This is a genomic window from Polynucleobacter sp. AP-Ainpum-60-G11, assembly GCF_018688375.1.
Classification (GTDB): domain Bacteria; phylum Pseudomonadota; class Gammaproteobacteria; order Burkholderiales; family Burkholderiaceae; genus Polynucleobacter.
On sequence record NZ_CP061318.1, the window covers coordinates 1,265,668 to 1,290,735 of the forward strand.

Below are 25,068 nucleotides of genomic sequence, written 5' to 3' on the forward strand. Positions count from 1 at the left end.
GCTTAGGCTTCTTTCTTGCCCAACATTTCCCATGTAGCAACTACGCTATCTGGGTTGAGAGAGATAGAGGTAATGCCCTTGGCAACTAACCAACGCGCAAAGTCTGGGTGGTCTGAAGGGCCTTGACCGCAAATACCAACATATTTGTTTTGCTTACGGCAAGCCTCAATGGAACGAGCAATCATGAATTCCACCGCAGGATCGCGCTCATCAAAATCAATTGCCAGCAATTCCATACCGGAGTCACGATCTAGGCCCAGCGTTAACTGAGTCATATCGTTTGAACCGATTGAGAATCCATCGAAATGCTCGAGGAATTGATCGGCCAAAATGGCATTGGAAGGAATCTCGCACATCATGATGAGACGCAAGCCGTTGACGCCACGCTTGAGACCAAACTTCGCCATCATGTCGATCACGCGTTCGGCCTGCTTAATAGTACGAACAAACGGCACCATAATCTCGACGTTATCTAGACCCATGTCTTCACGAACACGCTTCATTGCAGCGCACTCTAAGGCAAAGGCTTCGCCGAAATCAGCTGATACATAACGGGATGCGCCACGGAAACCGAGCATTGGATTCTCTTCATCCGGCTCATAGCGTGAACCGCCGATGAGCTTCTTGTACTCGTTTGACTTAAAGTCAGATAAACGAACGATCACGGGCTTTGGATAGAAAGCAGCAGCAATCGTTGCGACACCCTCAACCAATTTATCTTCATAGAACTGACGTGGGCTTGCATAACCGCGAGCAACACTCTCTACAGCGCGCTTGAGATCAGAATCAATATTTGGGTATTCCAACACGGCACGTGGGTGCACACCAATATAGTTATTAATGATGAACTCGAGACGGGCTAAACCAACACCCGCATTTGGAATTTGGCAGAAATCAAAGGCCAACTGAGGATTACCAATGTTCATGGTGATCTTGACTGGGATCTCTGGCAATACGCCACGAGAAACCTCTGTTACTTCAGTTTCAATCAAGCCATCATAAATATGACCTTCGTCGCCTTCAGCACAAGAAACTGTCACCATCATGCCGTCTTGCAAATGTTCAGTTGCATCACCGCAACCTACTACCGCAGGAACACCTAACTCACGAGCAATAATCGCTGCGTGACAAGTACGGCCACCACGATTAGTCACAATCGCGGAAGCGCGCTTCATTACTGGCTCCCAGTTAGGATCGGTCATATCAGCAACCAATACATCACCTGGCTGAACACGATCCATCTCGCTTGGATCACGAATCACACGAACCGGGCCTGCACCAATCTTTTGACCAATTGCTCGACCTTTAGCCAGAACTTTAGATGTGCCCTTCAGCTTGTAACGCATCTCTACTTGTCCAGCTGCTTGACTCTTCACTGTCTCTGGACGCGCTTGCAAAATATAGATACGGCCATCTTGACCATCCTTGCCCCACTCGATATCCATTGGACGACCGTAGTGCTTCTCAATAATCACGGCATATTTAGCTAGCTCAGTAATGTCAGCATCTTCCAAGGAAAAACGATTGCGCTTTTCTGGAGCCACATCCACAGTCATCACCTTCTCAGCAGAACCAGCTGGGGCGAATTGCATCTGAATCAACTTGGAACCCAGGGAGCGGCGAATAATCGCCTTCTTATCTTGTGCCAAAGTCGTTTTGAATACATAAAACTCATCCGGGTTTACTGCACCCTGCACTACTGTCTCACCCAAGCCATAGCTAGAAGTGATGAATACGACATCTTCAAAGCCAGATTCAGTGTCTAAAGTAAACATCACACCAGCCGCACCCAGGTCAGAGCGAACCATGCGCTGAATACCAGCAGATAGGGCTACTTCAGCATGAGCAAAGCCTTTGTGAACGCGGTAAGAAATCGCACGATCGTTATACAAGGATGCAAACACTTCACGAATCTTCTTCAGAACATCATCAATACCCTCAACGTTCAAGAAAGTTTCTTGTTGTCCAGCAAATGAAGCATCAGGTAAATCTTCAGCGGTTGCAGAGGATCGCACTGCAAAAGAGCCTTTGCCAGAATCATCTAATTTTTTAAATGCTGTACGAATCTCTTCATCCAGACGCGCTTGAAATGGCGCTGTTTCAATCCAGCCACGAATTTCTTTACCAGCTTCAGCTAGAGCACGTACATCATCAATGTTGAGATTTTCCAAACGCTTCTGAATGCGCTCAGTCAAATTGTTGTGCTCAAGAAAATCGCGGAACGCCAATGAAGTAGTTGCAAATCCAGTCGGTACGCGCACACCCGTGGAAGACAACTGAGAAATCATTTCACCAAGTGAGGCATTTTTACCGCCGACTGACTCAACATCAGTCATTCGGAGCTGCTCAAAAGGCAAAACATAGGCATTTGCTACATCGCTACTTTGTTGCTGTTGGTTGGACATAAAATACTCTCTAAAGATAAGGAAACTGGTCGAGCGGCCGAATACAATACGGCATACTTCATTAACTACATATTGTAGTGCTGACCACGACTTTTAGGCCAACCGCATGAGCACCCAAACTCGTATTGTTTTTATCGTTTCCGATGGCACCGGCATTACCGCCGAGAACTTCAGCCAATCGATTTTGGCCCAATTTGAGGCCACTTTTAAGCACATTCGGGTGCCATTTGTAGATAGCCCTGAAAAAGCCCATGATGCGGTTTCCAGCATCAATCAGGCTGCTGTTAAATACGAGGTTCAGCCTATCGTTTTCACCACTTTGGTGAATCCAGAACTGAATAAGATTGTCGGTAAGGCTAATGGCTTGATTCTGGACATGTTTCAGACCTTCGTAGCCCCCTTGGAGCAGGCTTTAGGCGTCAAATCAACCCACGCCATGAACCGCTTGCACCACAATGCGGATACCGAAGCCTACAAAAACCGTATCGAGGCTATCAATTACTCTCTAGCCCACGATGATGGCCAATCCAATAAAAATCTAGCCGAAGCTGATGTCATTCTGGTGGGCATATCCAGGGTAGGTAAAACGCCAACCAGTCTTTACTTGGCAATGCAATATGGCATGAAAGCAGCCAACTACCCCCTCATTCCGGAAGATTTTGAACGTGGGCAGCTACCAAAGGATTTAATCCCTTATCGCAACAAGATTTTTGGTTTGATGATCGACGCCGAACGCCTGTCAGAGATTCGCAATGAACGACGTCCAGGTAGCAACTATGCCAAGCTAGAAAACTGCCGCTACGAGATTAATGAAGCCACCGCCATGATGAAAAAGGAATCGATTCCTTGGGTGGCAACAACCAGCAAATCCATTGAAGAGATCGCTACTACCGTATTGCAATCTATCAAGTCAGATAAAACAATCTTGGGCTAGCCTTTTATTGACTTTGCTTAGCCTGATTTTGTTAACTACGGCGTACTCGAACCGTTTCAAATAAACAGATTGCCGCTGCTGTAGAAACATTCAGGGATTCAACTCTTGGATCAATCGGAATGGATACGCCCTTGGCTTGAACCATGAGGTCTTCAGAGACTCCCTGCCCTTCACTTCCCATCACCCAGGCAACCGGATGGATCAATACATTGGGTATATTGAAGAGATCTAACTCACCGTCAGCAGTCGCAGCTAGCAAAGGTGCTGTTACCGCGCTCAATACCTGCGGGGCTGACCATCCCTCGTAAAGATCGAGCAAGCGATGAGCGCCCATGCCAGCACGCAATACTTTGCTTGACCACAGGTGAGCGCAACCCGCTAATGCAATCACTTGAGTAAAGCCAGCTGCAGCTGCAGTACGCAAAATAGAGCCGACATTACCGGCATCCTGAATGCGATCCAAAATAATGACATCACCAGAAATCGTCGCAACCGACTTTTGCGGATTTAATGCAGATTCAGGGAGATCTAGCAAGCCTGCAATCTGCGGGGCATTCACCAAATCAGATAGCAAATCCCATAAACCTTTATCTAATTGATAAACGCGAGTCTCGGGACAAATTTCGACATGATCGTATACAGTCTGTGCAATCTCTGGATTTTGCAAACCCAATTCCGAGGTAATTAAGGTCTTAAGCGCTGGGTTGCCTACCCAAGTTTGGACCAAATGAATGCCTTCTAGTAAAGCTTGGCCACATGCAAATCTCGCCTTCTGACCTTTAGGGCCAGTAGCTTGCAATTGACGTATCTCCTTAAATAAGGAGTTGTCCTTTGAGCTGATAAATTCCATTTTCATAGCTGGGATTATCGACTATGCAGAGCTAAGACATTGCGAACCGGTGAGAAGCTACGACGATGCTCAGGGCAAGCGCCAAACTCTTTAAGTGCAGCAAAGTGCGCTTCTGTCGGGTAGCCCATATGCTGAGCAAAGCCATACTGCGGATGCAATTCATGTAAGGCCATCATTTGACGATCACGCGTGACTTTAGCCAAGATTGATGCCGCTGAAATCGCCGGCTCTTTGGTATCACCCTTCACAATCGCTTCTGCTGAGATTGGAAGCTCGGGACAGCGATTCCCATCAATCAAGGCTTTGTCTGGCCAAGTACCTAAACGCGTAGTGAGATCTTCAATTGCTCGGCGCATTGCCAGCATCGTTGCTTGCAAAATATTGATCTCATCAATCTCTGCCGGGCTAGCCTCACCAATACCCCAAGCTTTAGCCTTGAGCTGAATTTGCTCAAACAGAAACTCGCGTCTGGCGGCCGATAACTTCTTAGAATCTTTTAATCCAGCAATAGGATTCATGGGATCGAGAACAACTGCACCAGCAACTACCGCTCCAGCCAATGGACCACGCCCTGCCTCATCAACACCACACACCCAAATCACACTCACACGGTAGTCCGATTTTTAGCGGCATTAATCGTTTGCGCCACAGCCTGCGCAACCAATAAACCAGTTGGTCTACGCAAGGTCTCATGCATTTCTGCAAATCGTGTTTTTAGATGGGCAACTTTTCCGGGATTATTTAACCAAACCAATAAGGCATCAGCCAATTTGCTTGGAGTTGCATCATCCTGCAAAAGCTCAGGGACAACGAACTTACCGCAGAGGATGTTCGGCAAACCCACATAAGGTAAGTAGCCCTGTCGCTTCATAATCTGCGCAGTCAACCAAGGCACCTTATAGGAAATCACCATAGGCTTTTTCCAAAGTGCAGCCTGCAACGTTGCAGTACCGCTGGCAATCAGCACAACATCAGCAGCCTCAAGCACTGTATCAGCCTCACCATCAATCAGATAAATTTTGAGACCAGGATTGCTTGCTGCTGTACTTTTAAGTAAAAGCTCAAGCGGTGCGCGCAGGCGCGGAGTTGCAACCGGAATCACAAAATGGAGTGGCTGTCCCGGCATGCGCTTCACAAGCTCAGCCATAGTTTCAAAAAAGACGGGGGCGATCAACTCAATTTCTGAACCACGGCTACCTGGCAGCACAGAAACAACAATTCCATTTAGGGTATTGGGTGTCAGGTTTAAGACTGTCTCTATTCTTTGCTTGGCAGTCGCTGGATTTGGCTCAAGCGGAATCTCGCTCGCTAGTGGGTGCCCAACATAAGTTGAATTGATACCAGCACGCTCATAAATCTCAGTTTCAAAAGGAAAGATGCAGAGCATACGTTCCACTGCTTGCTTGATCTTGGTAATACGCCCTGCTCTCCAAGCCCAAATTGAAGGAGAAACAAAATGCAAGGTTGGAATACCTGCTTTGCGTAATGCCAACTCAACACCTAAATTAAAATCTGGTGCATCAATGCCGAGATACACATCAGGGCGATCTTCACCCAGTAAATTGGCGATGAGTTCCTTACGTAACTTCAGAATAGCTGGCAACTGCTTGATTGCCTCTACGTAACCACGAACACTTAAGGTCTCCATTGGCCAATCTGAGTGCAGACCTTGTTCCTGCATACGTGGGCCACCGATGCCGTAGACCTCCAGCTTTGAGGTATCGGGAATCTGCTTCAGTGCACTCAATACTGGTGCTGCCAGCAAGTCACCCGAAGGCTCTCCGGCAACACAAGCAAGTTTAGACACTCGATGTACTCTACCGAATAATGCCGCGCGTAGAGGCGGCAATAAAGTCATGGAATTCTGTCAGCTTTTCTGCGGTAGCGGCATCAGATGCGCTAGCCAGAGCCATCTTCTGAATCTCCATCTTAGCTTCTTCAAAACTGAGTCCATCTTTGTAGAGAACTTTGTATGCCTGACGCAATGCAGAAATAGTCTCACTTGAGAAACCGCGACGCTTCAAACCTTCCACATTAATACCGTGTGGAGAGGCCTTATCTCCAGCCGCAATCACAAATGGCGGAATATCTTGCACCAATGCAGAAGCGCCGCCCAACATAGCATGTTGACCAATTCGAACAAATTGATGAACGCCTGACATGCCGCCCATAATCGCCCAATCGCTCACCTTCACGTGTCCAGCAATTTGAGCATTGCTAGAGAAAATCGTGCTGTTTCCAATTTGGCAATCATGTGCAATGTGTACATAAGCCATGATCCAGTTATCATTACCAATGCGAGTAATACCCTCATCCTGAGATGTTCCAGTATGAATAGTCGTGAACTCGCGAATCGTATTGCGATCGCCAATAATTAATTGAGTAGGCTCTCCACGGTATTTCATATCTTGAGGAGCACCCCCGATTGCAGCAAAGTGAGCAAAGTTATTTTCTTTACCGATTGTGGTGTAGCCCTCGATCACAGTATGTGAGCCAATCTTGCTACCAGCGCCAATTTTGACATTAGGTCCAATGACAGAATATGGGCCAATCTCTACGTCGCTAGCGATCTCAGCTTTGCTATCAACTACCGCAGATGCATGAATCCGAGTCATTACGCGCCTTTCGTACGAACAGCACAAGTAATATTTGCTTCAGCAGCTAATTCGCCATCGACCGTAGCCTGCACTTGAAACTTGTAGATACCAGCACGTTCACGCTCTAACTTAGCTGTCATGATCAATTGATCACCAGGCAATACTGGCTTCTTAAAGCGGGCACCATCGATGCCGGCAAAGTAGTAAATCGCGTTCTCTTCTCTTACTTCAGAGAAAGTCAGCAATGCTGCAGTTTGAGCAAGCGCCTCGATAATCAAAACACCAGGCATGACTGGAAAATCTGGAAAATGCCCCTGAAAGAATGGCTCATTCATGGTGACATTCTTGAGTGCTGTAATGCTTTGACGAGGCTCAATCTCCAATACTCGATCAACCAATAAAAATGGATAGCGATGAGGTAACAGCTTCAAAATTTGATTGATGTCGATAGCGATGGGTTTGCTCATATGTTTACCTGCTGAATAAAAGTTTCTAGTGTTTTATTTGGTGATGATTTATTTGGATTTATCTAATAATCGTAAGCGTTGGCGTATTTTATCGAGGCCGCGCAGAATCGCTGCATTTTTCTCCCAAGCGCTATGGAGCATTGAGGGGTAAACACCCGTGAAGTGCTGGCCTGGCTCGTTAATGGAGCGAATGATTGAGGTATTACCAGACACAGTAGTTCTGTCAGCAATACTGAGGTGACCCGCAAAGTTAGCAGCGCCGCCAATAATGCAGAAGTTTCCAATCTTGGTGCTGCCTGAGATTGCTGCACATCCAGCAATGACACAGCAATTGCCAACCACTACGTTGTGCGCAATTTGAACTTGGTTATCAATCTTTGTGCCGTTACCAATAACGGTATCACTCATGGCGCCACGATCAATAGTGGTTGACGCACCAATCTCCACGTCATCACCAATAAGCACGGCCCCAGTTTGCGGAATCTTGACCCACTCACCACCAGTAGCCGAAAAATCAGGCGCAAACCCAAAACCATCTGCACCAATTACAGCACCACAATGAATGATGCAGCGTTCTCCAATCTTGGTTTCGGAGTAAAGAGATACATTGGCGTAAATCAAGGTGTCGCTGCCAATAGTGGAATTTCTGGCGACTGAAGTGTTACCCAATACAGTAACTCGCTCACCCAATGTCACACCCGGACCGATTTGTACAAATGGTCCTATGTGACATGAAGCAGGGATAACTACAGAAGGATCAATGGCAGCACTAGGGTGGACTCCAGGCATATACATTGGTGCTGAGACCTTAGCAAAGTGCTGAGCCATTCTGGCAAAAGTCGCGTAGGGGTTCTTAGAAACAAAATACACCCGTCCTACTGAATTACTGCCAGGATTTGCCTGAAGAAAATCCGCATCCGCCTGACTAACAATTAAGCCACCAGCAGCACTATCACTAGCCTGTTGCCGGTACAGCGGATTAGAGAGAAATGAGATTTGGCTTGACTGAGCGCGCTCGAGAGGAGCGAGACCCTGAAGCGCGAGGGAGCCATCCCCCACCAAGCTTACTTGAAACTGTTCGGCCAGCTCGATGGCGGTGGGCATAAAACTTACTTGAGACTATTCAAAGCCTTGATGACATCATCAGTTACGTCAACCTTAGGATTTGCATAGGCTGGATCTTGAATAATGACATCAATTTTTCGTTGTTCAGCAATAAGCTTGAGTGCTTGATTTGCTTTTTCAGCAATCTTGGCGCGCTCTTCAAAGTTACGCTGATTGAGATCTTCTGTGTACTCGCGTTGCTTACGTTGCAATTCACGATCTTGATCTGACAACTCTCGTTGACGACGAACACGATCTGCCTCAGACATTACGGCAGAATCACGATCTAATTTTTCAGCAGCAGACTTAATTTTTTGAGCGCTGTCACGGATTTCGTTCTGACGCTTCATAAATTCATTTTGTAATTTAGTTTGGCTTGCTTTGGCCATATTGGACTCGTTGAATACCTTTTCAACGTTTACAGCAGCAACCCGAGTTCCAGCATCTTGCGCAAATGCTTGCGGCAAGGCAATCAGCGAATAAGCGGCAATTAAGCCGTATTGAATCCATTTAGAAGATTGATTGAGCTTCATGAAACTTTCCTTAAACAATTAAAACGCTGTACCCACTTGGAACTGCAAACGCTGCACGTTATCCGTTGGCAAAGATTTGATCGGAATGCCGTAACTGAATTTCAGCGGACCCAAGGGTGATATCCATGATAAACCTAAGCCATAAGAATATCGCAAGACGAGGTTGATATTCTCGTTATAGACATTACCGCCGTCTACGAAACCAAATACCCGCAAGGTTTTATCAACTCCAGATCCAGGAACCGGCACGGTGTACTCGACATTATTAACAATTTTAGACTGTCCGCCCGTTGGCTGATAACGCCCAATGAAAGAGTTGTAATAAGTAGGGCCAAGGGAACCAGGGGAATAACCACGAACCGATCCAATACCGCCTACATAGTAGTTCTTGGTAATTGGAAATGGATTATTGCCATAAGCCTCGCCATAACCAACTTCTCCGTTATAGGATAGGATGTTGCCCTTTGAAAATGAATGATACTTTTGGTACTGACCAAAAACACGATAAAAGGTCATATTTCCAACCGGCGTGCCTACCTCAGCATTTAGTTGCTCTAAAGATCCGGTAGACGGGATTAATGCACTGTCTCTGCCATCCCTTGACCAGCCTACTGTTATTGGCACGTTGTAAGTAGTTAAGGTTGCAGGATATCCAGGTGCGGCTATGCCATAGCTCTGGGCATAATTTAAGTAAGGCGTAGGAGTGTTGTTGGTGGTCTGAATCTGGAATACCTCAATACCAGTTCCAAAGAAGACTCTATCTACTTCGGTGTAAGGAACACCAAATTTGATGTTTGAACCAACCGACTTAATTTGATAATCCGGATCGCCAACGTAATACAACGGCTTGGAAGATCGATAGAACAAATCGGTATAACGACTAATTCCATCTTCTGTAAAGTACGGGTCGTAATTGGACAAGGCCAAACTTTGATTGATTTTACCGAGGGAGAAATTCAAGCCTACTGCTGTACCAGTACCGAAGGCATTTTCTTGGTTAATACCGGCAGAGAGAATCAATTTTTCAGTAGAGGAGAAACCCGCGCCAAGAGTGACTGCACCAGTTGGCTTCTCAGTAACCTTCACGTTCACATCAACCTGATCTGGGGATCCTGGGACGTCTTGCGTCGACACATCAGTCTCAGTAAAGTAACCCAAACGACCTAAACGTTTTTTGGACAGATCAATCTTTTCGCTATCGAACCATGAGCTTTCAAACTGCCGCATTTCACGACGAATCACCATATCGCGAGTCTTAGCATTGCCAGTAACGTTCACTTGGCGAACGTAGACGCGACGACCTGGATCTACAACGAGTGTTAAATCAACCTCACTCAAGTCACGACGAATATCTGGTTGTGGATTAATGGTTGCAAACGCATAGCCATAGGAACCCAGAATTTCTGCAATCGCTTTGGTGCTCTCAGTCAGCTTGGCTGATGAAAAGGTATCGCCCGGCTTGAGGCTAACTAACTGAATCAACTCAGCCTCTTTGCCCAATAAGTCACCAGCTAAACGAACATCCTTAACGGTAAATTTATTACCTTCACGAATACTGATCGTGAGATAGATACCTTTTTTATCTGGAGTAATAGAAACCTGAGTTGACTCAATGACAAACTCAAGATAACCGCGATTAAGGTAGTAAGAGCGAATGTTCTCTAAGTCGGCAGTGAGTTTTTGCTTGGAATACAGATTATCTTTGCTATACCAAGATAACCAACCACCAGTCTTCAGTTGCATCTCGCTTTTAAGGGTTCCCTCGCTAAAAACGTTGTTGCCAATGAAATTAATCTCTTGAATCTTGGCTACAGGGCCTTCATCAATATTGAAATAGATGGCTACTTGGTTACGTTCCACTGGCGTAACAGTCGCAACTACCTCAGCCGCATACATGCCCTTACCAACGTATTGACGCTTGAGCTCTTGCTCTGCTTTATCAATCAAAGCTTTGTCATAGAAGCGGGCTTCAGCTACACCCACGGCTTTTAAGGATTTACGCACTACCTCTTGGTCAAACTCTTTCATCCCAGTGAATTCAATTCGGGAGATAGTTGGACGCTCTTCAACGATGACAATTAAGACATTACCTTGTGCCTGAATCTGCACATCTCTAAAAAAGCCGGTACTGTACAGAGCTTTGATAGCTTCGGCACTCTTCTCTTCAGTAAAGCTATCACCCACTTGAACTGGGAGATAGCTAAACACCGTACCAGGCTCTACTCGCTGCAAACCCTCAATTCGAATGTCTTTGATAACAAAGGGGTCGGCAGCTTGCGCATTGACACAAAATCCAACAGCAACAATCAGAAGGACTTGAGCGGCAAATCGGGTTACGGAGCGAAAAGAAGGGATCAAAAAATTCAAGGTGAAAGGTAGCGTTGCAAATCGTTAAACAAGGCTAGCAAGGAAATCGATATCAACAGCAAAAAACCCACTTTTTGGAGCTTTTCCTGAAGAGGTACTGCAATTCGCTTACCAGCAACCAACTCCCATGCATCATACAGGAGCTGACCCCCATCTAGCATTGGTAAAGGCACTAAATTCAAGAGGCCAATACTGATGCTCATGAGGGCTAAAAAGGCTACAAATGGCTGCCAACCCACCTGAGCAGACTTCCCAGCCATATCCGCAATACTCAGCGGGCCGCCAAGCTGCTTTAGGGTTGTTTTGCCGGTAAATAAGCCCAACATCAGCCGAGTAGAGACTTTGCTTATCAAATACACCCGCTGAGTAGCAAAGCCCAGGGCATCTATAGGCCCCAATTTGAGCTCTTTCCATTCAGATGATGGGGTCATCTGGGGAAGCAAGCCCAGCGCCTGAAATGGATCTGATTCAGGCGCAATGAGAGGTAAATCACTTTGCTTAAAAGATTGAACATGGCGGGCACCAGAAGCATCCTGGATCTCTAAGGCAAAGCCCTGCTCTCCAGTTAAAGCATCCAAGAGAAGCCAACGCAAGGCATTCCAACTGGGGACTGAATCAAATTCTTCGAGAATCGGGGTGCCCTTGTGCTCGGCTGACAGAGATTGCCAGCCTATGACCTGATCGCCTGCAGCAATACCCAACTTTGCAGCAATGGATTGCTCAGGCGGGGCTTGAAGTCGGGCTGGTAGTTGAGGCACGCCAGAGACATAGATCACCGAGAACAAAATTACTGCCAACAGGAAATTGGCAAATGGTCCAGCAGCGACGATTGTTGATCGTTGCCATAAGGGTTTCACATCGAACGATTGCGAGCGATCTTCTGCTGAAATTTTTTGTTCACCATCTCGGCCATCCAATAACTTGACATAACCACCCAAGGGAATAGAGGCCAGAACCCATTCAGTTCCGTTGTTGGCGCGAAAAGTAAAAAGCGGCTTGCCAAAACCTAAAGCAAAACGAAGTACTTTGACGCCACATAAACGGGCCGCTAAAAAATGGCCATACTCATGAAAGCTGACGAGCACACCTAATGTCACTAAGAATGCAGCAAGAGTAATTAAAGCCTGCAAAAATCCACCAATCTATCTTTTAATATCGCGAATGAATTGATTCGCAGTGTGACGGGCTCGAGCATCGGCCTCCAGAATGACTTCAAGAGAACTTGCAACAACGGGTGACAGAGTATTTAAGCAGTGCCCAACTACGTCTGGAATACTTAAGTAAGGCAAGCCTTCATCCAAAAAAGCTGCAACAGCAATTTCGTTCGCAGCATTTAAGACCGTTGGAGCGGTACCCCCTGCTTTTGCAGCCGCAAAGGCTAAGCTCAAACAAGGAAATTGAGCAAAATTTGGTTCCGCGAAGCTAAGGCCGGTCAACTGCGTCAGATTCAAGGGGGCAACACCGGCATCAATGCGCTCAGGCCAGGCCAAACCATAAGCAATGGGTGTACGCATATCAGGTTGCCCCATTTGCGCTAGCACTGAGCCATCACGATAGCGGACCATCGAATGCACCACACTCTGCGGATGAATCAATACCTTGATTTTTTCTAGCGGCAGACCAAATAACCAAAAAGCTTCAATTACTTCAAGACCTTTATTCATCATGGTTGCCGAATCAACCGAAATCTTTCTGCCCATCACCCAGTTAGGATGAGCACAAGCTTGCTCGGGAGTAATGTCCGCCAAATCCGCAAGCAGCCTATCTCGAAATGGTCCGCCTGAGGCAGTCAACCACAATTCTTCAACACCTAAATGGTCTGATGGATTTTGTGTGTAGCGATTAGGTAAACATTGAAAAATGGCATTGTGCTCGCTATCGATAGGTAGCAGTTCGCCACCACCGACTTTCATGGCCTGCATAAATAAATTGCCCGACATTACGAGGGCTTCTTTATTAGCCAGTAATACGCGCTTACCCGCTTGTGCCGCGGCTAGTGCTGGAACGAGACCGGCAGCACCAACAATTGCGGCCATCACGGTATCGCAATCAGATTCAGTGATAGCACTTACTAAAGCCTCGGGCCCATAGAGGACTTCAGTAGCAACCTTCTTTTCTTGCAGCAGTCGACTCAGTTGAGCAGCACCATCGGCATTGGCCACTACTGCAATAGTCGGCTTAAACTCAATACATTGATCGGCTAGACGCTCAATTTGTTTTGCAGCAGTTAGAGCAACTACGTTGAAGCGCTCAGGATGTGCTCGGATCACATCTAGGGTATTGACACCAATGGATCCTGTAGAGCCTAGGATGGCAACTTGCTGTACAGACATCAAACTAATCCGGCTAGCAAAGCGGCAATCGGCATTGTTGGAATGAGCGCGTCAACGCGATCCAGGACGCCACCATGGCCAGGTAGCAAATGACTGCTGTCTTTGACGCCAGCCAAGCGCTTAAATTGAGACTCAAATAAATCTCCAAAGACACTGAATGCTGTCAATACTGTCACCATCAAGAACATCGGCACCCATCCAAATCGAATAGCCCAGGCACCAAATAAGGTATCAGCTAGAGGTAAATACATGACACACCAGAATGCGTAGAGATAGCAAAGCACGAGACCGCCTAGCGCACCCTCAATAGACTTCCCCGGACTAATATTCACGGCTAACTTATGTTTGCCAAAAGCCTTACCAACAAAATACGCACCAATATCAGCAACCCAAACTAGAGCCATGCTGCTTAATAAAAAGACTAAGCCAAGTTCACGCAGAAATACTAATGCGAACCAAGTGGCTGGAAGAATGATCAAACCCAGAATGCTGTAGAAGGGCTTGAATTTTTGGAGAGAAAGATTCATACCCTTTGCCAAAATAAATGGCGCCAGAAAGAACCAAAACAAAACCGACATCGTAAGCAAAGAAAACTGCCAGGAGATTGCCTGCGTACCCAGTAAAAATAAAATAATGGCCAAGCAGAAAGTGGCGTAGAGCCATGCAGCCTTTTTTGCTTGCGGTGCAATCATGCGACTCCACTCCCATGCAGCAGAAACTAATGCAATTAGAAAAAATCCGCCCAAGTAGATCGGCGGCAATAAAAACAAAATGGGCAATAGCACCGCCATCAAAATAGTGGCAGTAATGATTCGAGTTTTTAGCATAAGGGGATTTGAAATGCTTAGACAGCGTCGCTCAAGGGCTCGGAAGCCAGCTGAGCACTCGTGCGCCCAAAGCGACGCTCGCGCTGACTAAACCAGTCAAACGCTTTGTGTAGTTCGGCTTCATCAAAATCAGGCCAAAGCGTGTCCGTAAAATAGAGCTCCGTATAGGCTAATTGCCATAGCAAGAAATTACTGACGCGCTGCTCGCCACCGGTACGAATAAACAAATCCGGCTCTGGCGCATAGGCCATCGATAAATGGGGTTGCAACAACTCTTCGGATACTTGCTCTGGCGTTAAGCCGGGGTTAGCAGCCAAACATTGACGCATCGCCTGCAAGATATCCCAACGTCCACCATAGTTAGCTGCAATCGTAAACGTCAGCCCTTTGCAGTCTGCTGTTTTTTCTTCAGAGAATTGCACCATCTCCTGAATCGCAGAATCAAAGCGACTGAGATCACCAATCAGACGCAAGGAAATATCGTTTTCAGCGAGACGAGAGACTTCGCTTTTTAATGACTTTAGAAACAATTTCATTAAGAAGCCCACCTCTTCCGGTGGGCGACGCCAATTTTCAGAGCTAAAGGCAAATACCGTAAGGTATTCAACGCCGAGACGGCGGCACTCTTGAACAATCTTTCGTACTGCGCCTAATCCCTCAGAGTGCCCCGCTACTCGAGGCATGAAACGCTTACTGGCCCAACGACCGTTACCATCCATGATGATGGCAACATGGCGAGGGATAGCGCTAACCTCTGGAACAACTAAGGTTGAGCTAGTGTGCTGAGTCATAAAACAAATAATAAGAAATAGATCTGACGATTAAACCGTCATGATCTCTTTTTCTTTTTCAGACACCAGCTTATCGATCTCGATCACCGTGCGATCAGTCATCTTCTGAATATCATCAGTCGCACGACGCTCGTCATCCTCGGAAATTTCTTTATCTTTAGTGAGGCGTTTGAGGTGCTCATTCGCGTCGCGGCGTAAATTACGTACGGCTATTTTGGCATCCTCACCCTCATTCTTAACCACCTTAGTGAGGTCACGACGACGCTCCTCTGTCAAAGCAGGCATTGGTACGCGGATCACAGTGCCTTGCGAGGCTGGATTGAGACCCAAATCTGAGTCACGAATCGCTTTCTCAATTGCGCCAACCATCGTCTTTTCGAATGGCTGCACGTTAATGGTTCTAGCGTCCGCCAAACCTAAGCTAGCCACTTGGCTTAATGGCGTTGGATTACCGTAGTAATCCACTTGAATGTGTTCCAAAATTCCTGGGTTAGCACGGCCAGAACGAATCTTGGCCAAATTGGATTTCAAAGCCTCAAGGGACTTCTGCATCTTTTGATCGGTAGTGGTTTTAATTTCTGCTGCGGACATCAAGCCTCCTATTAAACGTGTACTAAAGTACCTTCAGATTCACCCTGAACCACACGCATCAATGCGCCTGGCTTGAGTATTGAAAATACTTTGATTGGTAATTTACGATCACGACACAATGCAAAAGCAGTTGCGTCCATCACTTGCAAGTTCTTGATAATGGCCTCATCGAAAGTAATCGTTTTGTATAGCGTGGCGGCCGGATCTTTCATTGGATCTGCGCTGTAAATGCCATCGACCTTAGTCGCCTTGAGCACAATCTCCGCGCCCATCTCGGCACCACGCAAAGCAGCCGCAGTATCGGTAGTAAAAAATGGATTGCCTGTACCTGCGGCAAAAATGACGACTTTACCTTCGCTCAATGCACGAATCGCACGTGGACGAATGTAAGGCTCGACTACTTGATCCATTCTCAAAGCAGACTGCACGCGAGCTTCAACACCTTTTTGGCGCAAAGCATCTTGGAGCGCAAGCGAATTCATCATGGTGGCCAGCATTCCCATGTAGTCAGCTGTTGCGCGATCCATACCGGCTGCACCGCCCGCCACTCCGCGGAAAATATTTCCGCCACCGATCACAATAGCCAACTGAACGCCGCTATTTACTACATCAGCAATTTCTTTCACCATGGAATCAATAGTGACTGGATTGATACCAAAAGCATCATCACCCATGAGGGCTTCACCAGAGAGTTTTAAGAGAACACGTTTGTAGGCTGGCATCGTTTTATTTTCCGTAATTTGCCAAGCAATTTACTTGCTTAGCTTATTGATCTTTAAGTACTTTTTAATATCTTGCCCAAATTATAAAGGGCTTGGCACAGATCAAACAAAAGGGCATAGAAACCGAGATTTCCATGCCCTTTTGGGTATGACAGCCTTACTGGGCAAGCCCAGCAGTTTTGGAGCTAATTAAGCGCCTTTAGCAGCGGCAACCTGAGCAGCAACTTCTGCTGCAAAGTCGTCTTGACGCTTCTCAATGCCCTCGCCCACAACAAACATGGTGAAACCCTTGATTGTGGTGTTGGCGGCCTTGAGCATTTGCTCAACAGTTTGCTTATCGTTTTTAACGAAAGTTTGGTTCAACAAAGAAACCTCTTTGAGGTACTTCTGAATAGAACCTTCAACCATCTTCTCAACGATTTCTGGTGGCTTGCCAGACTCAGCAGCCTTTTGAACGGCAACGCTACGCTCAACAGCAATAGCTTCAGCAGGAACATCAGCCATCGACAAAGCCACTGGCTTCATTGCAGCAATGTGCATTGCTACGTCCTTAGCTGCAGTCTCGTCACCCTCGAACTCAACCATCACACCAATACGAGTACCGTGAAGGTAAGAAACCAACTTGTTGCCACCAGCAAAACGCTTGAAGCGACGCGGCATGATGTTCTCGCCGATCTTACCGATCAAGGCGCTACGAACTTCATCAACAGTTTGACCATTCATTGGCAATGCAAGTAATGCAGCAACGTCAGCTGGATTCTTTTCAGAAATCAGATTTGCGCAGGCTTGTGTAAATGCCAAGAAATCATCATTCTTTGAAACGAAGTCAGTCTCACAGTTCACTTCAAGCAATGAACCTGTAGTACCATTAATGGCTGAAGCAACAATACCTTCAGCAGTAACGCGTGAAGCAGCTTTGCCAGCCTTGCTACCGAGCTTTACACGCAAAATTTCTTCTGCACGAGCCATATCGCCATCAGCTTCAGTCAATGCTTTTTTGCACTCCATCATCGGAGCATCAGTCTTGGCGCGTAACTCGCCAACCATTGCAGCGGTAATAGCGGCCATTATTCAGCTTTCCCTTCTTCAACAAACTCTTCTTCGCCTTCTTTAACGGCAGTCAAGATTTCTTGAACAGAGTTTGATTTACCTTCGAGGATTGCGTCAGCAATGCCACGAGCGTAGAGAAGAACAGCTTTGCTGGAGTCATCGTTACCAGGGATGATGTAATCAACACCTTCTGGTGAGTGGTTGGTATCCACAACGGCAATCACAGGAATACCAAGCTTGTTCGCTTCAGTAATAGCAATCTTGTGATAACCAACGTCCACTACGAAAATCGCATCAGGAACGCCGTTCAAATCTTGAATACCGCCAAGCGCTTTTTGTAACTTGTCGAGATCACGGTCATTAGTCAAAGCTTCTTTCTTAGAAAGCTTTTCCCAATCGCCAGCTTCTTTAGCAACTGCCATATCCTTCAAACGCTTGAGGGAACCTTTAACAGTTTTGAAGTTAGTGAGCGTGCCGCCCAACCAACGGCTGTCGATGTAAGGCATACCAGCACGAGCAGCTTCTTCAGCAATGATCTCGCGTGATTGACGCTTAGTACCAACGAATAAGATGGTTCCACGGTTAGCAGCAACTTGTTTTGCAAATTTCAGGGCGTCCTGAAACATTGGCAATGTTTTTTCTAAGTTGATGATGTGAATTTTGTTGCGATGGCCGAAAATATAAGGGGCCATTCTTGGGGACCAGAAACGGGTTTGGTGACCAAAATGGCAACCGGCTTCCAGCATTTGACGCATAGTTACTGACATAACTTCTCCTAAGGGTTGGTTTCTGAGATTGAGTCCTAGCTGCGCTAAAAAGCGCCACCCTGGAAGGCTCAACCCGCGATTTCAGCTCAAAATTGACCTGAGAACAAAATTATAGCTTAAATATCAATGGTCTAGCCAGCTTTACCCCATCCCGTAAGTTGGAGGACCAAGCAAGAAACGGATCCACCCAGACCTTAGAGCCCCAGCAAACCCATACTTTGCCTAAGTTTTGAGCATTGGAGTACTGCCAAAAACTGCCAAGTCGTTGATAATCAAGGCATGAATAGTGTATTTACTGCCGAAAAAGACATCCAAGGGATGCGCGAAGCTGGACGCTTAGCCAGCGAAGTTCTTGATCACGTGGCTCCACATGTCAAAGCTGGTGTGAGTACGGCTGAATTGGACCGTATCTGCCATGAATACATGCGTGATGTCCAAAAGACGATTCCAGCCCCCTTGAACTACCAGCCCCCAGGCTACCCACCCTTTCCAGCATCCATCTGCACCTCTGTGAATGATGTGATTTGCCATGGCATTCCTGGCGAGAAGATCCTAAAAACCGGTGATGTCGTTAACCTCGATATCACTGTTATTACACCTGATGGCTACTACGGTGACACCAGCCGCATGTTTATGGTTGGTGAAGTTTCGGTGCTTGCAAAGCGTCTCACGCAAATTACTTTTGAATGCATGTGGCTTGGCATCGCCCAAGTGAAGCCGGGGGCTTCACTAGGTGATATTGGCCACGTCATTCAAACCCATGCTGAAAATGCTGGCTACTCCGTTGTTCGCGAATATTGCGGTCACGGCATCGGCAAAGTGTTCCATCAAGATCCACAGATTCTTCACTATGGCCGCCCAGGCACTGGTGAGAAATTAAAAGAAGGCATGACCTTCACCATCGAGCCGATGATTAATGCGGGCAAGCGAGATATTCGAACAATGCCTGATCAATGGACTGTAAAGACTAAAGATCGTAGTCTCTCTGCGCAATGGGAACACACGCTCTTGGTAACCGCTACTGGGGTTGAGGTATTAACTTGGTCAGAAGGTAGCAATCCGATTCCTGATTGCGTTAAAGGACTATCCTTTAGGCCAAGTCTAGCAAGCGCATAAATTCATGAATAAGCCCCGGGCAGCCAGCAATATTACTGATGCAGCTAGCCTGCGTGCAGCACGCGAAGTTGCATACGACGAGTTCAGAAAAACACAGTCCGTAGGTAAGTTAACCAAACAGCTCACCAAGATGAGCGATCAAATACTCGCCCATCTCTGGAATAACTGCGGCTTAAATAATCAAGCCAGCTTAATTGCTGTTGGCGGCTATGGAAGGAATGCTTTATTCCCCCATTCTGATATTGATATTCTCATTCTGCTCCCAGCCGAAGAAAAACAAGCACTCGCTTTATCAAAACAAGTTGAACAATTTATTGCCAGCTGCTGGGATATGGGTCTGGAGATAGGCTCTTCAGTACGTAACACTTTGGAGTGCATGTCTGAATCCGAGCAAGATGTCACTGTACGCACATCACTCTTAGAGGCGCGATTCCTGTGTGGAAATAAACAACTATTTAAAGACTTTGAAAAAGCCTTTGAAGCCGCCATGGATCCAAAGGCATTCTTTCAGGCTAAGCAGGCAGAACAAATTCAGCGCCACTACAAATACCAAGATACGCCCTACTCTTTAGAACCTAATTGCAAAGAGAGTCCCGGTGGATTACGTGACCTTCAGGTGATTTCTTGGGTCAGCAAAGCAGCACACCTAGGCAATACATTTAAAGACCTCAGTCTTGAGGGGTTGGTAACTCAACGCGAGTTAACTGAACTCAATCGTAATCAGCGTTTTTTAGAAACCTTACGTGCCAATCTGCATCTACTGGCTAAGCGCAGACAAGATGTATTAGCCTTTGATTTGCAAGCACCGCTTGCAGCAGCTATGGGCATGAAAGAAGAATCCTCTAGATTAGCCAGTGAAGCAATCATGCGTCGCTACTATTGGGCAGCTAAAGCAGTCAATCAATTAAACGACGTACTTCTGCAAAATATTGAAGCACTCCTCTTCCCTCAAGAATCTAAAACCACGCACGCCATTGCTGGTGAGGGTAATGAATGCTTTATTGAGCGTCAAGGCGTCTTGGATATCACCGACCCACAACTATTTCAGAAACACCCAGAACAAATTCTGCGGACCTTCTTGGTATTTGCGCAAATAGCCAATGTCAAGAGCTTATCTGCAACCATCTTCAGAGCACTTTACAACGCCCGCCAGAAGATGGACAGCAAATGGCGTAAGGATCCCGTAAACCGCGCACTCTTTATTGAGATATTAAAAGAGCCCGAGGGAGTGAGTCGCGCCTTTCAACTCATGAACCGTACTAGTGTGCTTGGTCGCTACTTACCTGCTTTCAGAAAAATTGTTGGTCAGATGCAGCACGACTTGTTTCACGTCTATACAGTTGATCAGCACATTCTCATGGTGCTGCGTAATGTGCGCCGATTTATGGTGGTTGAGCATACGCATGAATTTCCCTTCTGCAGCAGCCTGATTGCCCATTTTGAAAAGCCCTGGCTCTTAGTCATCGCGGCGCTCTTTCATGACATTGCTAAAGGTCGCGGTGGTGATCACTCGGAACTTGGCAAAGCCGATATGCGCAAGTTTGCAAAAGACCATGGACTAAATAAAGCCGATACTGAGTTATTGGTTTGGCTGGTTGCAGAGCACCTAAACATGAGCCAAGTTGCTCAGAAACAAGATATTACTGACCCTGAGGTGGTTCAAGCTTTCGCTAAAAAGGTGGGTGATGAACGCCATCTCACGGCGCTATATTTATTAACGGTTGCCGATGTCCGTGGAACCAGCCCCAAGGTATGGAATGCCTGGAAAGGCAAGCTATTGGAAGACCTTTATCGCGTTACCTTACGTGTATTGGGTGGCGCAAAGCCAGACGCCTCCTCCGAGCTCGCGCAGCATCAAGAAGAATCCCGTGCCAAGCTGCGCCTCTACGCCATTGAAGATGCTGCTTATGAAAATCTCTGGAAGCAATTAGATGTTGCCTTCTTCTTACGCCAAGACGCCGCTGACATCGCCTGGTTAACACGCCATCTATTTAACAAGGTTGATAGCGAAACCCCAGTTGTACGTGCCCGACTCTCACCAGTTGGCGAGGGCTTACAAATTGCAGTCTATGTTAAAGACCAAGAAGATCTCTTCGCCAGAATTTGTGCCTATTTTGAACGTCATGGATTCTCGATTTGGGATGCCCGCATCCACACGACAAAGCATGGCTATGCGCTTGATACATTCCAGATCTCAGGCAGTAATTTAGTTGATGAGGGAGGCAGTTACCGTGACCTGATTCAGCTGGTTGAATATGAGCTGACGTCTGCATTACAAAATAATGATCCCTTGCCATCACCGAGTATGGGAAGACTCTCAAGACAGTCTCGAACCTTCCCTATTCAGCCACGCGTGCATATGATTCCAGATGAACGTGGCCACTACTATGCGCTCTCACTATCGGCAAGTGATCGCACTGGCTTGCTCTATGCCATCTCCAGGGTATTGGCTAAGCATCAGGTTTCATTACATACAGCTCGCATTAATACATTGGGCGAACGCGTTGAAGACGTATTCCTCTTAGATGCGGCGAACTTGAGCAAGAACCCCAAACTGCAGATCTTGTTAGAGACAGACTTATTAGAGGCGTTGGGAGCCTAATTAAGCTCTAAGCAGTCAATCTATCAACAGTCTTTCTGGCGACATCTTTAACCCAAGGCTGCTTCTCCCAGTGACTCTGAGCAAATGAATCGATTTGCGACTTGTATTTCAGGGTAAGGCCAATCACATCCAAACCTTCTAGGAACATACGGTGATGTCTGGCTGACATCGTAAATTTCAATTCGTGCTGCTGGGTGCGCACCGTCAGATTCTCAATGTCGATATCAATAGGAATTGGCGCGCCCTCATCATCCGCTTCTTTCATCAAGGACTGCACCTGGTCTTCAGATAGAACAATCAATAGCAAGCCGTTACCCATCGCGTTTGAGTAAAAGATCTCCGCAAAGCTGGAAGCAATTACCGCCTTAAATCCAAACTGCTGCATTCCCCAAACAGCATGCTCACGACTAGATCCACAACCGTAGTTAGGGCCTGCGATCAATACATCAGTTGATGCATATGCTGACTGATTTAAAAAGAAGTCGGGTTTTGATTTTCCATTTTCATCAAAGCGAAGGTCGTAAAACAAACCTGCCGCCAAGCCAGATTTATCGATGCCGCGCAAAAACTGCTTTGGCATCACTTGATCAGTATCAAAATTAGCAATTCGCAATGCGGCAGCATGTCCCTGAATTGTTGATTGCTTATGCATTTTCAGTTCCTTGTAATTTACGTACATCCGTAATCTTGCCTATGACTGCAGCAGCAGCAGCCATTGCAGGACTCATCAAATGGGTAATTGCACCTCTGCCTTGACGCCCTTCAAAGTTACGATTAGTTGTGGAGGCGCAGCGCGTCCCCGAAGTCAGAACATCATCATTCATAGCAAGGCACATAGAACAACCAGGTTTGCGCCATTCAAAACCAGCCGCAATTAATTTATCGGCAATCCCCTCCCGCTCAGCCTGCGCTTTAACGGCGCCAGATCCAGGCACAACCATTGCCCGAACACCAGCAGCCACTTTTCGATTACCGATTACAGCAACCACGTTACGCAAGTCTTCAATACGTCCGTTAGTACAAGAGCCAATAAAGACATGCTCAATTGGGGTGCCTTCCAACGCTTGACCATCAGTTAACTTGGTGTATTTCAAGGCCTGCTCAAGACTTAAGCGGTCAACTAGGTCTTTAATCGAGTCTTTAGTTGGGATGCTGGCGTTGATGGCAATTGCTTGATCGGGGCTTGTGCCCCAAGTAACAAAAGGTGTCATATCAGTTGCATCAAATACATGCTCTTTTTCAAACGGAGCATCTGTATCAGAATACAAACTTGCCCAATGCGCTAAGGCGCGATCTTTAATCTCACCCACAATATCAGGCGAGCGTGCCAATACATAATCAATAGTTGTTTTATCAGGAGCAATCAAGGCACCACGTGCACCAGCCTCTACTGCCATATTGCATAAAGTAAAGCGCGCCTCAGTACTTAAATCCTCCAGCGCAGATCCGCAGAACTCTACTACGTAGCCAATTGCACCTTTGGCGCCAATTTGGCTGATGATATTTAGAATCATATCTTTGGATGTTGTGCCAACTGGTAATACTCCATTGATCTGGATACGCATATTTTTAGCCAAGCGATATACCAAAGTTTGCGTTGCTAAAACATGTTCAACCTCTGAAGTCCCGATACCAAAACCTAGGGCGCCTAATGCACCATAAGTTGTCGTGTGACTATCTCCACAAATAATCACCATGCCCGGGCGAACCATGCCATGCTCAGGTGACACTACATGCTCAATTCCCTGCAATGCATCATCAGTATCGAACAAAGGAATATTGTGCTTTACGCAATTTTTCTTCAGATTTGAGGCTTGCAATGAAGAGGCCGGATCGGCAATCCGTCTAGGCGCTTCGTTATGGGTGGGAATGATGTGACTAACAACGGAGACATTCTGCCCCGGAATCAGCACTCCGCGATCCTTCTCATTCAAGCCCGCAAATGCTTGTGGGCTGGTGTATTCATTCATCAAATGTAAATCGCAGAAAAGCAGTACATTCTCTTCATCTAACTTCACCACTGTATGAGAATCTACTAATTTTTGATATAGAGTTTTCGAGCTCATCAACTATCCTGATGTAAAAATGTTGCGACCTTTTCCAAGAGCATATCCGGAGCCTCTTCCGGAAGATAATGCCCACAAGGCAAGGTCTCGCCAATAACGTTTCGACAAATTGCTTGCCACTCCTCAAGCGGCTTGAAACATTTGTTTACAACTCCATCTGCACCCCAAAGCACCATTGTTGGCATCTCCAATTTCTTGCCAGCAGCGATATCTTCGCGATCATGAATCAAATCTATTCCAGCTGCAGCTCGGTAATCCTCGCACATGCCATGAGCAGCCCCAGGCAAAGCAACACAACGCATATATTCAGCTAAAGCCAAGGGATCAAATGGCTTTAAGCCTGCAAAACGTCTGCCCATGACATCTCGAAGATAGCCGGCAGGATCAGCTTCAATCAGGCGCTCTGGTAAGGGTGAAGGCTGTATCAAAAAGAACCAATGCCAATAGGCCTTAGCAAACGCTTCAGTAGTTTTTTCATACATAGAAAGGGTTGGGGCAATATCGAGCATGATCAATTTGTTTACTGCGTCAGCATGATCCATTGCCAAACGATGAGCCACTCGTGCACCACGGTCGTGAGCTAGCACATCAAAACGATCAAATCCGAGCTGATTCATCACCTCCACTTGATCTTGTGCCATTACTCTTTTTGAGTAATTACTGTGGTCGACATCACCTTGAGGTTTAGAGGAATCGCCATAGCCACGCAGATCTGTCATCACCAAGGTATGGCTCTTCATCAGTGCCGGCGCAAGCTTATGCCAAATGGCATGGGTTTGGGGGTGCCCATGCAATAGCAATAATGGAGATCCACTACCACCTATATGGCCTGCAATTTGAATCCCATTGACCTCAAATACGCGAGGCTCAAAGTCCGGAAATAATTGATTAATCGACACTTATCACCCCTCAGTTAGTCAGCGCCAATGCCGCGCTCTTTAATCAG

General features: G+C 46.6%; 23 protein-coding genes. 3 read left to right on the forward strand and 20 right to left on the reverse strand.

The window, feature by feature from the left end:
- Positions 1-2 precede the first annotated feature (2 nt).
- Complete coding sequence (ppsA, locus tag FD971_RS06595; protein ID WP_215333472.1) at positions 3-2,405, reverse strand: phosphoenolpyruvate synthase; 2,403 nt, start codon at positions 2,403-2,405, stop codon at positions 3-5.
- Between the two features lie 106 nt (positions 2,406-2,511).
- Here ppsA and FD971_RS06600 point away from each other — a divergent pair, with 106 nt between their 5' ends.
- On the forward strand, positions 2,512-3,339 hold the full coding sequence (locus tag FD971_RS06600) for a pyruvate, water dikinase regulatory protein (RefSeq protein WP_215333473.1): 828 nt from the start codon (positions 2,512-2,514) through the stop codon (positions 3,337-3,339).
- A gap of 31 nt (positions 3,340-3,370) precedes the next feature.
- Here the strand turns inward: FD971_RS06600 and FD971_RS06605 are convergent, their stop codons facing one another.
- The 16 genes from FD971_RS06605 to rpsB all read right to left on the reverse strand — a co-directional run bounded on the left by FD971_RS06605 (position 3,371) and on the right by rpsB (position 18,338).
- Positions 3,371-4,195, reverse strand: coding sequence for an RNA methyltransferase (locus FD971_RS06605; RefSeq protein WP_215333474.1), 825 nt, complete (start codon positions 4,193-4,195; stop codon positions 3,371-3,373).
- A gap of 8 nt (positions 4,196-4,203) precedes the next feature.
- Entirely contained in the window at positions 4,204-4,797 is a 594-nt protein-coding gene (gene rnhB, locus FD971_RS06610) for a ribonuclease HII (protein WP_215333475.1), read from the reverse strand.
- Complete coding sequence (gene lpxB / locus FD971_RS06615; protein WP_215333476.1) at positions 4,794-6,047, reverse strand: lipid-A-disaccharide synthase; 1,254 nt, start codon at positions 6,045-6,047, stop codon at positions 4,794-4,796. Before lpxB ends, rnhB begins: the two co-directional genes overlap by 4 nt.
- Entirely contained in the window at positions 6,007-6,804 is a 798-nt protein-coding gene (gene lpxA, locus FD971_RS06620) for an acyl-ACP--UDP-N-acetylglucosamine O-acyltransferase (protein WP_215333477.1), read from the reverse strand. Before lpxA ends, lpxB begins: the two co-directional genes overlap by 41 nt.
- Positions 6,804-7,253, reverse strand: a complete 450-nt coding sequence (fabZ, locus tag FD971_RS06625) for a 3-hydroxyacyl-ACP dehydratase FabZ (protein WP_015421422.1) — start codon at positions 7,251-7,253, stop codon at positions 6,804-6,806. The genes lpxA and fabZ overlap by 1 nt, the downstream gene beginning before the upstream one ends.
- A gap of 48 nt (positions 7,254-7,301) precedes the next feature.
- Complete coding sequence (gene lpxD, locus FD971_RS06630; RefSeq protein ID WP_215333478.1) at positions 7,302-8,357, reverse strand: UDP-3-O-(3-hydroxymyristoyl)glucosamine N-acyltransferase; 1,056 nt, start codon at positions 8,355-8,357, stop codon at positions 7,302-7,304.
- Positions 8,358-8,362: 5 nt separating this feature from the next.
- The gene (locus FD971_RS06635; protein ID WP_215333479.1) at positions 8,363-8,890 is read right to left on the reverse strand and encodes an OmpH family outer membrane protein; all 528 of its coding nucleotides are present in this window, start codon (positions 8,888-8,890) and stop codon (positions 8,363-8,365) included.
- 18 nt (positions 8,891-8,908) lie between these two features.
- A complete protein-coding gene (gene bamA, locus FD971_RS06640; RefSeq protein ID WP_371743027.1) occupies positions 8,909-11,257 on the reverse strand; it encodes an outer membrane protein assembly factor BamA in 2,349 nt (782 codons plus the stop codon).
- The gene (locus tag FD971_RS06645) at positions 11,254-12,387 is read right to left on the reverse strand and encodes an RIP metalloprotease (RefSeq protein WP_215333480.1); all 1,134 of its coding nucleotides are present in this window, start codon (positions 12,385-12,387) and stop codon (positions 11,254-11,256) included. Before FD971_RS06645 ends, bamA begins: the two co-directional genes overlap by 4 nt.
- Before the next feature lie 12 nt (positions 12,388-12,399).
- Positions 12,400-13,590: a 1-deoxy-D-xylulose-5-phosphate reductoisomerase gene (gene ispC / locus FD971_RS06650; protein WP_215333481.1), complete on the reverse strand. Its 1,191-nt coding sequence runs from the start codon at positions 13,588-13,590 to the stop codon at positions 12,400-12,402.
- Positions 13,590-14,417, reverse strand: a complete 828-nt coding sequence (locus FD971_RS06655; RefSeq protein WP_215333482.1) for a phosphatidate cytidylyltransferase — start codon at positions 14,415-14,417, stop codon at positions 13,590-13,592. Before FD971_RS06655 ends, ispC begins: the two co-directional genes overlap by 1 nt.
- A 17-nt stretch (positions 14,418-14,434) precedes the next feature.
- The gene (gene uppS, locus FD971_RS06660) at positions 14,435-15,208 is read right to left on the reverse strand and encodes a polyprenyl diphosphate synthase (protein WP_215333483.1); all 774 of its coding nucleotides are present in this window, start codon (positions 15,206-15,208) and stop codon (positions 14,435-14,437) included.
- A gap of 30 nt (positions 15,209-15,238) precedes the next feature.
- The gene (gene frr, locus FD971_RS06665; protein WP_215333484.1) at positions 15,239-15,799 is read right to left on the reverse strand and encodes a ribosome recycling factor; all 561 of its coding nucleotides are present in this window, start codon (positions 15,797-15,799) and stop codon (positions 15,239-15,241) included.
- An 11-nt stretch (positions 15,800-15,810) separates the two neighbouring features.
- Complete coding sequence (gene pyrH / locus FD971_RS06670; protein ID WP_215333485.1) at positions 15,811-16,521, reverse strand: UMP kinase; 711 nt, start codon at positions 16,519-16,521, stop codon at positions 15,811-15,813.
- Between the two features lie 189 nt (positions 16,522-16,710).
- Complete coding sequence (gene tsf, locus FD971_RS06675; protein ID WP_215333486.1) at positions 16,711-17,589, reverse strand: translation elongation factor Ts; 879 nt, start codon at positions 17,587-17,589, stop codon at positions 16,711-16,713.
- Complete coding sequence (gene rpsB, locus FD971_RS06680) at positions 17,589-18,338, reverse strand: 30S ribosomal protein S2 (protein WP_015421433.1); 750 nt, start codon at positions 18,336-18,338, stop codon at positions 17,589-17,591. Before rpsB ends, tsf begins: the two co-directional genes overlap by 1 nt.
- 279 nt (positions 18,339-18,617) lie before the next feature.
- Here rpsB and map point away from each other — a divergent pair, with 279 nt between their 5' ends.
- Positions 18,618-19,454, forward strand: coding sequence for a type I methionyl aminopeptidase (gene map / locus FD971_RS06685; RefSeq protein WP_215333487.1), 837 nt, complete (start codon positions 18,618-18,620; stop codon positions 19,452-19,454).
- A gap of 4 nt (positions 19,455-19,458) precedes the next feature.
- Positions 19,459-22,056 (forward strand): [protein-PII] uridylyltransferase, encoded by a 2,598-nt coding sequence (locus FD971_RS06690; RefSeq protein ID WP_215333488.1) that lies wholly within the window; start codon positions 19,459-19,461, stop codon positions 22,054-22,056.
- A 7-nt stretch (positions 22,057-22,063) separates the two neighbouring features.
- Here the strand turns inward: FD971_RS06690 and leuD are convergent, their stop codons facing one another.
- From leuD to FD971_RS06705, 3 genes are read right to left on the reverse strand one after another with little or no spacing between them, the layout of a single operon-like run.
- Positions 22,064-22,708, reverse strand: a complete 645-nt coding sequence (leuD, locus tag FD971_RS06695) for a 3-isopropylmalate dehydratase small subunit (RefSeq protein WP_215333489.1) — start codon at positions 22,706-22,708, stop codon at positions 22,064-22,066.
- Positions 22,701-24,122, reverse strand: coding sequence for a 3-isopropylmalate dehydratase large subunit (gene leuC, locus FD971_RS06700; protein ID WP_215333490.1), 1,422 nt, complete (start codon positions 24,120-24,122; stop codon positions 22,701-22,703). Before leuC ends, leuD begins: the two co-directional genes overlap by 8 nt.
- The gene (locus tag FD971_RS06705; protein ID WP_215333491.1) at positions 24,122-25,021 is read right to left on the reverse strand and encodes an alpha/beta fold hydrolase; all 900 of its coding nucleotides are present in this window, start codon (positions 25,019-25,021) and stop codon (positions 24,122-24,124) included. Before FD971_RS06705 ends, leuC begins: the two co-directional genes overlap by 1 nt.
- Positions 25,022-25,068: the final 47 nt, after the last annotated feature.

What these genes read in the sequence shown, in the direction of transcription:
- ppsA (WP_215333472.1), bottom strand. Translation starts at nt 2,405, where the DNA reads ATGTCCAACCAACAGCAACAAAGTAGCGATGTAGCAAATGCCTATGTT.
- FD971_RS06600 (WP_215333473.1), top strand. Translation starts at nt 2,512, where the DNA reads ATGAGCACCCAAACTCGTATTGTTTTTATCGTTTCCGATGGCACCGGC.
- FD971_RS06605 (WP_215333474.1), bottom strand. Translation starts at nt 4,195, where the DNA reads ATGAAAATGGAATTTATCAGCTCAAAGGACAACTCCTTATTTAAGGAG.
- lpxB (WP_215333476.1), bottom strand. Translation starts at nt 6,047, where the DNA reads ATGACTTTATTGCCGCCTCTACGCGCGGCATTATTCGGTAGAGTACAT.
- lpxA (WP_215333477.1), bottom strand. Translation starts at nt 6,804, where the DNA reads ATGACTCGGATTCATGCATCTGCGGTAGTTGATAGCAAAGCTGAGATC.
- fabZ (WP_015421422.1), bottom strand. Translation starts at nt 7,253, where the DNA reads ATGAGCAAACCCATCGCTATCGACATCAATCAAATTTTGAAGCTGTTA.
- lpxD (WP_215333478.1), bottom strand. Translation starts at nt 8,357, where the DNA reads ATGCCCACCGCCATCGAGCTGGCCGAACAGTTTCAAGTAAGCTTGGTG.
- FD971_RS06635 (WP_215333479.1), bottom strand. Translation starts at nt 8,890, where the DNA reads ATGAAGCTCAATCAATCTTCTAAATGGATTCAATACGGCTTAATTGCC.
- ispC (WP_215333481.1), bottom strand. Translation starts at nt 13,590, where the DNA reads ATGTCTGTACAGCAAGTTGCCATCCTAGGCTCTACAGGATCCATTGGT.
- FD971_RS06655 (WP_215333482.1), bottom strand. Translation starts at nt 14,417, where the DNA reads ATGCTAAAAACTCGAATCATTACTGCCACTATTTTGATGGCGGTGCTA.
- uppS (WP_215333483.1), bottom strand. Translation starts at nt 15,208, where the DNA reads ATGACTCAGCACACTAGCTCAACCTTAGTTGTTCCAGAGGTTAGCGCT.
- frr (WP_215333484.1), bottom strand. Translation starts at nt 15,799, where the DNA reads ATGTCCGCAGCAGAAATTAAAACCACTACCGATCAAAAGATGCAGAAG.
- pyrH (WP_215333485.1), bottom strand. Translation starts at nt 16,521, where the DNA reads ATGCCAGCCTACAAACGTGTTCTCTTAAAACTCTCTGGTGAAGCCCTC.
- tsf (WP_215333486.1), bottom strand. Translation starts at nt 17,589, where the DNA reads ATGGCCGCTATTACCGCTGCAATGGTTGGCGAGTTACGCGCCAAGACT.
- rpsB (WP_015421433.1), bottom strand. Translation starts at nt 18,338, where the DNA reads ATGTCAGTAACTATGCGTCAAATGCTGGAAGCCGGTTGCCATTTTGGT.
- map (WP_215333487.1), top strand. Translation starts at nt 18,618, where the DNA reads ATGAATAGTGTATTTACTGCCGAAAAAGACATCCAAGGGATGCGCGAA.
- FD971_RS06690 (WP_215333488.1), top strand. Translation starts at nt 19,459, where the DNA reads ATGAATAAGCCCCGGGCAGCCAGCAATATTACTGATGCAGCTAGCCTG.
- leuD (WP_215333489.1), bottom strand. Translation starts at nt 22,708, where the DNA reads ATGCATAAGCAATCAACAATTCAGGGACATGCTGCCGCATTGCGAATT.
- leuC (WP_215333490.1), bottom strand. Translation starts at nt 24,122, where the DNA reads ATGAGCTCGAAAACTCTATATCAAAAATTAGTAGATTCTCATACAGTG.